General features: G+C 55.6%; 8 protein-coding genes. 3 read left to right on the top strand and 5 right to left on the bottom strand.

Annotated elements, in window-relative coordinates:
* The first annotated feature begins 573 nt into the window (after positions 1-573).
* Positions 574-846: an RNA recognition motif domain-containing protein gene (locus tag WBP50_RS00140; protein ID WP_423931032.1), complete on the top strand. Its 273-nt coding sequence runs from the start codon at positions 574-576 to the stop codon at positions 844-846.
* A gap of 78 nt (positions 847-924) precedes the next feature.
* Here WBP50_RS00140 and WBP50_RS00135 read toward each other — a convergent pair whose 3' ends face one another.
* From WBP50_RS00135 to pyrF, 5 genes are all read right to left on the bottom strand, one after another.
* A complete protein-coding gene (locus WBP50_RS00135) occupies positions 925-1,419 on the bottom strand; it encodes a ferritin-like domain-containing protein (RefSeq protein WP_423931031.1) in 495 nt (164 codons plus the stop codon).
* 113 nt (positions 1,420-1,532) lie between these two features.
* Positions 1,533-2,474: a TIGR01777 family oxidoreductase gene (locus WBP50_RS00130; RefSeq protein ID WP_423931030.1), complete on the bottom strand. Its 942-nt coding sequence runs from the start codon at positions 2,472-2,474 to the stop codon at positions 1,533-1,535.
* A 266-nt stretch (positions 2,475-2,740) separates the two neighbouring features.
* Positions 2,741-3,088, bottom strand: a complete 348-nt coding sequence (locus WBP50_RS00125) for a hypothetical protein (protein ID WP_423931029.1) — start codon at positions 3,086-3,088, stop codon at positions 2,741-2,743.
* A 19-nt stretch (positions 3,089-3,107) separates the two neighbouring features.
* Positions 3,108-4,952 carry a glutamine--fructose-6-phosphate transaminase (isomerizing) gene (glmS, locus tag WBP50_RS00120; RefSeq protein ID WP_423931028.1) on the bottom strand — a complete coding sequence of 615 codons (1,845 nt, stop codon included), beginning with the start codon at positions 4,950-4,952 and terminating at the stop codon, positions 3,108-3,110.
* A 135-nt stretch (positions 4,953-5,087) separates the two neighbouring features.
* Positions 5,088-5,915 carry an orotidine-5'-phosphate decarboxylase gene (pyrF, locus tag WBP50_RS00115; RefSeq protein WP_423931027.1) on the bottom strand — a complete coding sequence of 276 codons (828 nt, stop codon included), beginning with the start codon at positions 5,913-5,915 and terminating at the stop codon, positions 5,088-5,090.
* A 261-nt stretch (positions 5,916-6,176) separates the two neighbouring features.
* Here pyrF and ftsH point away from each other — a divergent pair, with 261 nt between their 5' ends.
* Both ftsH and WBP50_RS00105 read left to right on the top strand, forming a co-directional pair.
* On the top strand, positions 6,177-8,258 hold the full coding sequence (gene ftsH / locus WBP50_RS00110) for an ATP-dependent zinc metalloprotease FtsH (protein ID WP_423931026.1): 2,082 nt from the start codon (positions 6,177-6,179) through the stop codon (positions 8,256-8,258).
* A gap of 16 nt (positions 8,259-8,274) precedes the next feature.
* The gene (locus WBP50_RS00105) at positions 8,275-8,550 is read left to right on the top strand and encodes an acylphosphatase (RefSeq protein ID WP_423931025.1); all 276 of its coding nucleotides are present in this window, start codon (positions 8,275-8,277) and stop codon (positions 8,548-8,550) included.
* The last annotated feature ends 7 nt before the right edge of the window (positions 8,551-8,557 follow it).

The raw sequence follows: 8,557 nt of genomic DNA, 5'->3' as shown, positions 1-8,557 counted from the left end.
CAGCGCAGTGGAGGTGAGCATCCAGGAGGTGGTGCCGGTGTCGGTGACAACCTCTTCAGCTCCCCATGCCGTGCCGCTGAACAGCATTGCCGCTGCAAGCAGCAGCAATGGATACGAAAACTTTTTCGTCATAACCTGATGGTTTAGAATTACGGAAAACCTTAATATTTAAACTTTACTACATGAAAGTAGTAAATATTTAAACTCAAAACAAAAAATCGTCGAATTTTATAACAAAAAAGTAGAAAATCAGCGATTTGAAGCGATGATACCCGGAAAGAGAGGAAAAAAAGGGGGTGGATGGTGCGCGTGAAACAGAAGGAAAACTGACAGGAAAAAGGAAAAGCGCGCATTTTTTTTCACGGAAAAAACAGAACAAATGCCGATTTTACCTGTTAATACTCAAATTTCCACATACTGCCGGCTTTTTTATTTTTGAAAAGCATTGCTAATTGCGGTAAATTAGAGCATTAATTAGCCAATGGTTGGCTGATCGCGTGCAAGTAATTTGTGCCTTGGTTATTTGTCTGCGTTTCTTTTCCTAGCAATGCACATGTTTACTAGAGACTAACAATGAACATCTACATTGGCAATTTACCCTACTCCGTTACCGAAGACGATCTGCGTGATGTATTTTCCCAGTTCGGACAGGTAGACAGCTCCAACATCATCACCGACAAGTTTTCAGGCCGCTCGAAAGGGTTTGGGTTTGTTGACATGCCGAATGACAGCGAAGCTCGTGAAGCTATCGAATCCATGAACGACAAGGATCTTAAAGGCCGTACCATAAAGGTCAATGAAGCCAGGCCCCGCGAAGAGCGCCCGGCAAGAAGAGACCGTTACTGATCTATCCTTCAGAGGGGTTTTACCGGCAGCCGGACAGCGTTTTCTGCCCGGCTGTTTTTTTCCGGTCAACCGAAAGCTTTATTTGCCGAGGATAATGCCGACATCCTCGAGAAGCGACTGGAGATCCTCTTCATGCTCCACTTCATCCTGCAGTATCTGAACCGCCAGATTGTAGGTCACCGGGTCCTTCATTCCTATTTCCTGAATAATACTGTTATAGACATTGATGGCGCACTGCTCTCCGGCAATGTTCTGCTCGAGAATTTTTTTCACGAACGGATCGTCCGGAGCATCGTAGCCGCAGTTCGACCAGGTGAACCATTCCCGGGGGCTGGTTACCGGAGTGCCCCCGAGCTGGATGATCCTGGTGGTCACCATGTCGGCATGGCGCAGTTCATCGGCGGCATGCTGCAGCAGCTCGGCGATAACCGCATCTTTCATAGGGCCCTGCACCACCTTCGAGCCCAGCCAGTACTGGTAGTAGGCCAGCCATTCGTCGGCAAACGCCTTGTTGAGGAGTTCAAGTACGCGGGGAAGATGTTCCCCTACAATCGCACGTCCTCTGGTTCCCATAATGTTCTCCTTTTTCTGTTGTTTTGTGTTGAGGATTCATGAGCGCCACAAGCTCTGGCCCGCATCAGAAAGCAGGCGTCGGGCGCCCTGAAACGGATCGGTGAAAAGCACCGTTAGCTCTCATTGGCAACAAGATCCCCGAGAGCCGGACCGAGATCGGGGTGCCGGAACACGAAGCCATTGCGTTCAAGCGCTCGGGGCACGACCCTCTGGCCTTTGACGGCATAATCTGCACCCTCGCCCATCAGGAGCTGCACGGCGATTTTCGGCACAGGAATCAGCGAAGGACGTCCCATCACATGGCCAAGCTCCCGGGCGAAATCGTTCATGGTCGCCGGCTGCGGGGCCACGGCATTGACGGCGCCCTGATAACGGGAGTCGTCGAGGATTGCCAGAATGCAGTTTATCTCGTCGTCGAGATGTATCCATGAGAGGCACTGGCGGCCGGAGCCGACCGGACCGCCGATAAAGAAGCTGAACGGGGTGATCATTTTCTGCAGCATGCCCCCCTTCGTGGAAAGCACGATTCCGGTACGGAGCAGAACAAGACGGACACCGTATCCTGCCGCCGGAATCGCGGCTTTTTCCCAGTCTACGCAGATTTCCGCCAGAAAGTCGCGACCTTCAGGGGCCGATTCGTCGAGTTCAGCCGTATCGGAACACTCTTCGAACGAACCGTAATATCCGATAGCCGAAGCCGAAATGAACACCTCCGGTTTCCGCTTCGCCAGAGCGATCGCCGCAACCATGTTGTTCGTACTCTCGATGCGCGAATTGTAGCACTCCTTCTTGTGCTCCTCGGTCCACCGGGCTTCAAGCAGCGGTTTTCCGGCAAGATGAATGACCGCTCCGGCGCCATCAACGGAGGAAACCCAGTCGCCCGAAGCCAGACCTGCGTCCCAGTGCACGTAAGCCGCCGCTCCGGGAACCTTCGCCTGTGCAGCTGCCGTCGAGCGGACAAGCAGAACGACCTTTTCCCCCCGGGTGATCAGCCTGCGGGCAAGCTCGGCGCCGATTACCCCGGTTGCCCCGGTAATGACAATATGACCTTCCATAACGCAATCAGGATTTTGTGATGTCCGGCAATCCCACGACGAGATTATACCTGTCTTAAAACCTTTTTGAACTGTCAATTACCGGTAATAATTCCCGTTACGGCATCGAAAGGCGGGCATCAGCATCAAGGCATATCTGAAACGTGTGACGATCGATCAACGGGAAAGGCTGAGGGAGCGCAGAACCCGGAGTAAGGGTACATGAGGATTCCAGGCACCGACCGACGCAGCTATTCGGGCGCGCAACAACTTTTTAAAGGAACCCCTCAGCACTCTTCTCCATTGATGAGCAGCACAATCGGCCGGTCGTCTCCCAGGAGGCCGGTCACTTCCTGCGACCAGTCACGGGAGGCAACCTCGAGACGGCTGATCACATAATCCTCGAAATCGTCCAGCAGGCATTCGTCGCCGTCGAACTCTTCCTGTGAAGTGATGTTGATGAGAATGCTCGGTTCCGCCTCGTTACCCTCTCCGTACATGCCGAATTCGATGACGACGCCGCTCCCGGCGGTTCCGGCGATGGCAGCCAGCCTCCCCGTATCGACCAGCTCGCGGGCAATGCGATCCAGGTCGGAGAGTACGCCCGCAAAACGGGCGTCCTGATGAAGATCCATGCGTTTGCTCCTTTAAAGACTATTCCACCGTAACCGATTTGGCAAGATTGCGGGGACGGTCGACATTGCACCCCCTGAGCGTCGCGATATGGTAGGCAAGCAGCTGCAGCGGAATGACCGTCAGCAGCGGCATGATCGGCCCGGTCGCCTGCGGAATGTAGATGACATGCTCGGCAAGGCTGCTGATCTCCTTGTCTCCGTCATTGGCGATGGCTATAACCCGGCCTTTGCGGCTCCGCACCTCTTCGATATTGCTGAGAATCTTGGTGTAGGTGCTGTCTCTGGTGGCGATGAAAATGACCGGCATGTCTTCGTCGATCAGCGCGATCGGACCATGCTTCATCTCCGCAGCGGGGTATCCTTCGGCATGGATATAGGAGATCTCCTTGAGCTTCAGGGCTCCTTCGAGCGCGACAGGAAAATTGTAGCCGCGACCGAGGTACAGAAAGTTTTTTGCATCCTTGAAGATTTCGGCTATCGATTTGATCTGGCTGTCGAGTTCAAGGATCCGGGCGGCTTTTTCAGGCACGCGCGTCAGCTCCCTGAGATTCAGGGCGATCTCGTCGTGCGAAATGGTCCGCCCCTTGCTGAGCGCGAGGGCAAGCATATAGAGTACGATCACCTGGGCGGTAAACGCCTTGGTCGATGCAACACCGACTTCGGGACCCGCATGGGTGTACATGCCGCACAGGGTCTCGCGGGCAATGGTTGAACCCACGACGTTGCAGATGCCCATGACGAGAGCGCCCTTTTCTTTCGCGGCGCGAAGCGCGGCAAGCGTGTCGGCGGTTTCACCAGACTGGGAGATGACGATGACCACGTCGTCGGTGCCGACGATTGGGTTGCGATAGCGGAACTCGGAAGCGTAATCGACCTCTACGGGAATGCGGGCGAACTCCTCGATAAGATATTCGCCGATAAGAGCGGCATGCCAGCTGGTGCCGCAGGCGCAGATGACAATACGCCTGGCCTGCTTGAGGCGGTCGAGATAGTCCTCGATACCCCCGAGCCGCACCCTTCCTTCCTCAAGACGCACGCGCCCCCTCATGACATCGTGCATGACGTCGGGCTGCTCGAATATCTCCTTGAGCATGAAATGCTCGAATCCGCCCTTCTCTATTTCGCCAAGCTCGAAATCGAGTTCGGTAATGAGCTTCTCGGTCTCGATGTTCTCGATGGTCTTGACCGTATATCCCTCCGCCGTCACGACCGCCATCTCCCCGTCGCCGAGGTAGACCACCTTGCGGGTATGCTCGACAATCGGGGCGGCATCGGAAGCAACAAAAAACTCGTCGTCGCCAAGCCCGAGCACCAATGGACTTCCCTTGCGGGCAACGACCAGCGTTCCCGGCTCCCGGGACGAAATCACGCAGATTCCGTATGCGCCTTCGACATGCCGCAGCGCGCGGCGCACCGCCCCCTCGAGGTTCAGTGAAGGTTCATCCTTCCACATGCGGTCGATAAGATGCACCAGCACCTCGGTATCGGTAGCACTGTTGAACGTGTAGCCGTGAGAAGACAATTCGAGGCGAAGCACCGCGTGGTTCTCGATAATCCCGTTATGGATCAGCGCTATATCGCCGGCATTGTTGAGATGGGGATGGGCGTTGCGGTCGCTGGGATCGCCGTGGGTCGCCCACCGGGTGTGCGCAATACCCACCGTCGCCCCGCTGAGCAGATCGGCGCTGTCCTGCAGCGCAATTTCAAGATCACCTACGCTTCCCTTCTGCTTGACGACAGAGAGCCTGCCGTTGAGCACGGCAATACCTGCCGAATCGTAACCCCGGTATTCCAGACGCCGCAGTCCGTTCAGCAGCAGCGGAGCAGCCTCTCTTTTGCCGATATAGCCAACAATTCCACACATAAAAATTCAGTTTAATAGATGTAAGACCGCCTGGGATTTTCCGTCACGCGACAGGGACGCGGGACGCGGGACGAAAGAAAAAATGTAAAATCAATATAAATCAATATAAGGAATACGCAATCCCTGTCATCCTCGTTACTCCAGAGCCCTTTTCATGGCGTCGTGCAGGGTTCGCGCCTCCAGAGCGACCGCGGCTTCATACTCTTCGACGGATTCGAAGGATCCGGCAGGATAGATGAGGCTGCGGCTCACATTGATAACGGCGCTCTCCCTGGCCGCATCGACGCCTTCACGCACGGCATCCTCAAGCGAGCCCCCTTGGGCGCCGACCCCGGGGATAAGAAAAAAAAGACCGGGCGCACGACGGCGCAGCTCGCCAAGCAGACCGCTCTTGGTGGCGCCGACCACCACACCGGCGTTGCCTGCCTGCTGCCACAGTCCGACCTTCTCAAGCACGGCCTCGTAAAGTGGCCTGCCGTCGTGCAGCCGCTGCTCCTCGAAATCGCGGGAGCCCTCGTTCGAAGTGAGGCAGAGCACGAAAACAAGCTTTTCGGTATAGGAAAAAAAGGGTTCAAGGGAGTCGAAGCCCATATAAGGCGCAACCGTAACGGCATCGAAAGGCCAGTGTTCAAAAAATGCCTGGGCATATTTTCTGCTGGTATTGCCGATATCCGCCCTCTTGGCGTCGGCGATGGTCATGCACTCCGCAGGTATCTCGCCGAGAGTATGCTCCATGTCTCGAAGCCCCTGGATGCCCCGAGCCTCATAAAACGCCGTATTGATCTTGTAGGCTACGGCAGACTCTCTGGTTGCCCTGATCACGGAACGGTTGAATGCCTGCACCGGGTCGGCCATGCGGGAGAACACCCCCGGAATTTTCTCGGGATCGCTGTCGAGGCCGACACACAGGAGAGACTTCGTTGACGATATCCTCCGGTTTGCTTTCTGACGCGCAGCACTCATTTCGCCTTTCTCCGTTTGCTTCACATGAAAAAATTGGTTTCCTTGTCCGTTTTGCCCATGCCGACCGCTCAAGGCCCCCGTCCACGGGCAGGCCTGAAACTTATAGCCCCTGACGGACATTGTACGTTCGGGTAATATATCAATATGTTTTTTACGGTATGCTTCATTAAATGGAAGAATCCCGTAAATTAACTGACTGAAACAACCCGATACGGCTGCCGCACACCGAGCCCTGTTTATTATAACCATGATTGACGATTAATGGCAAAGAACCTGTTCAAACCTTCAAATCCATACAGAAACGAACCGGAAAACAACGAACGACGCCCCAAATTCTCCATACTGTACTATGTGATGGTGATTCTGCTGCTGATAGGCATCCAGCTCGCTTTTTTCTGGTCCGGCTCATCGGTGGAAATCCCATACAGCACCTTCCGCAAATATATTGCAGAGAACAAGCTTGAATCGGTAAAAATCTCTCCGGAGAGAATCTACATCAAGCTGAAACCCGACGCGAAAAGCGCCGTTCCCGCACCCGAACCCTCCAGGGAAAAGCCGGAAATGCTTCTGCCCGGTTCATCGGACAAGTCCGGAGAGCTTTTCGTTACGCCCGTCCGCGACGAGCAGCTTGTCGAGCTGCTCGAAAGCAAGGGAATAAAATATCAGGGCATGCCGAGCAACACCTGGCTGGGTGAACTGCTGCAGTGGATCCTCCCCTTCGCCCTTCTGATCGGCATCTATTTCTTCGTTTTCCGCCGCATGGGCGGACCGGGTTCGCAGTTCATGAACATCAGCAAGAACAAGGCGGCTCTCTACGAAAACCTCGACGAACACACCCGCATCACCTTCAAGGATGTGGCCGGCCTCGACGAAGCGAAAGCCGAAGTCATGGAGGTCGTCGATTTCCTCAAGGACCCGAAAAAGTACACGAAACTGGGAGGCAAGCTGCCCAAGGGAGTGCTGCTGGTAGGCCCTCCGGGTACAGGGAAGACCCTTCTGGCAAAAGCCGTCGCCGGCGAGGCCGAAGTGCCGTTCTTCAGCATCAGCGGCTCCGACTTTGTGGAAATGTTCGTGGGCGTCGGTGCCGCAAGGGTACGCGACCTGTTCCGCCAGGCCAAGGAAAAAGCTCCCTGTATCATCTTTATCGACGAGATCGACGCCGTTGGCCGAAGCCGTGGCAAAGGCGCCATGATGGGCGCCAACGACGAACGCGAGAACACGCTCAACCAGCTTCTGGTTGAGATGGACGGCTTTGCGACCGACAAGGGTGTCATTCTCATGGCGGCAACCAACCGCCCTGACGTACTCGATTCGGCGCTGCTGCGCCCAGGCCGCTTCGACCGGCAGATCATGGTAGACAAGCCCGACCTGAAAGGGCGCATCGATATTTTCAAGGTGCACACCAAGAACCTGTCGCTCGCTCCCGACGTGAACCTGAAAGCCCTCGCATCGCAGACCCCCGGATTCGCCGGAGCTGAAATAGCCAATGCCGCCAACGAAGCCGCCCTGCTGGCCTCGCGCCGTGAGAAGCAGAGTATCGAAATGAAAGACTTCGAAGATGCCATCGAACGGGTTGTCGCAGGACTTGAAAAGAAAAACAAGGTCATCAATCCGCGCGAGCGACAGATCGTGGCCTACCACGAGGCCGGCCACGCCATCGTGAGCTGGATGATGCCGGAAAACGACCCCGTGCAGAAAATATCGATCGTGCCCCGAGGCATGAGCGCGCTGGGCTACACCATGAACATCCCGCTCGAGGACCGTTACCTCATGACGAAGAGCGAGCTCTTCGCGCGCATCTGCGGTCTGCTCGGAGGACGCATTGCCGAACAGATCATCTTCAGTGAAATCTCGACCGGCGCCCAGAACGACCTCGAAAAAATCACCGGCATAGCCTACAACATGGTGCTGGTATACGGCATGAGCGACCGGATCGGCAACCTCTCCTACTACGAGAGCAACAACCCCTACTCCGGAGGCCCCGGCATCGACAGAAGATACAGCGAAGATACCGCCCGGCTGATCGACAGCGAGGTCAACGCAATTGTCGAGCAGGCCCGCCAGCGCGTTACCGACCTGCTCACCACCAACCGGGACAAGCTCGAGGCCCTTGCAAAAGAGCTGCTCGGCAAAGAGATGCTGCAGTACTGCCAGATCGAGGAGATCCTCGGCAAAAGGCCCGAGGGCAGTTACCCCTCCCATCTGCATACGGACTGCAGCGGCAACGGGGCCGTTCATGAATCCCCGGAAGAGCAGGAAAAAAGCGACATGAGCGAAACCGAACGGCAGGAACTTGAAGCCGCCGTGGCACGGCTGAAAGAAAAACGCCCGCCTGAAAACTGAGAACCGTTCGACAGCGATGACCAGAAAAGTACATCTTGTCGTTTCCGGACTTGTGCAGGGGGTAGGGTTCAGAATGTTCATCGAACGTTCGGCAAAAGAGCTGCATCTTGCGGGCTGGGTGAGAAACCTCGCCGACGGAACCGTGGAAATAGAAGCCGAAGGACCGGAGAGCCTGATCGAAGAGCTGATAAAACGGGCCGGAACCGGCCCTGCGAGGGCACAGGTTCGCGGAATCAGGAAAAGGGAACTCCCGCCTGGCGCTCCACCGGAAGGGTTCTCGGTTATTTTCTGAACTTACG

The organism is Chlorobium sp., from assembly GCF_049593655.1.
In the GTDB taxonomy this organism is placed as follows: domain Bacteria; phylum Bacteroidota; class Chlorobiia; order Chlorobiales; family Chlorobiaceae; genus Chlorobium.
Note: the sequence above shows the minus strand (reverse complement) of the source record. Positions and strands in the feature narration are given on the sequence as shown.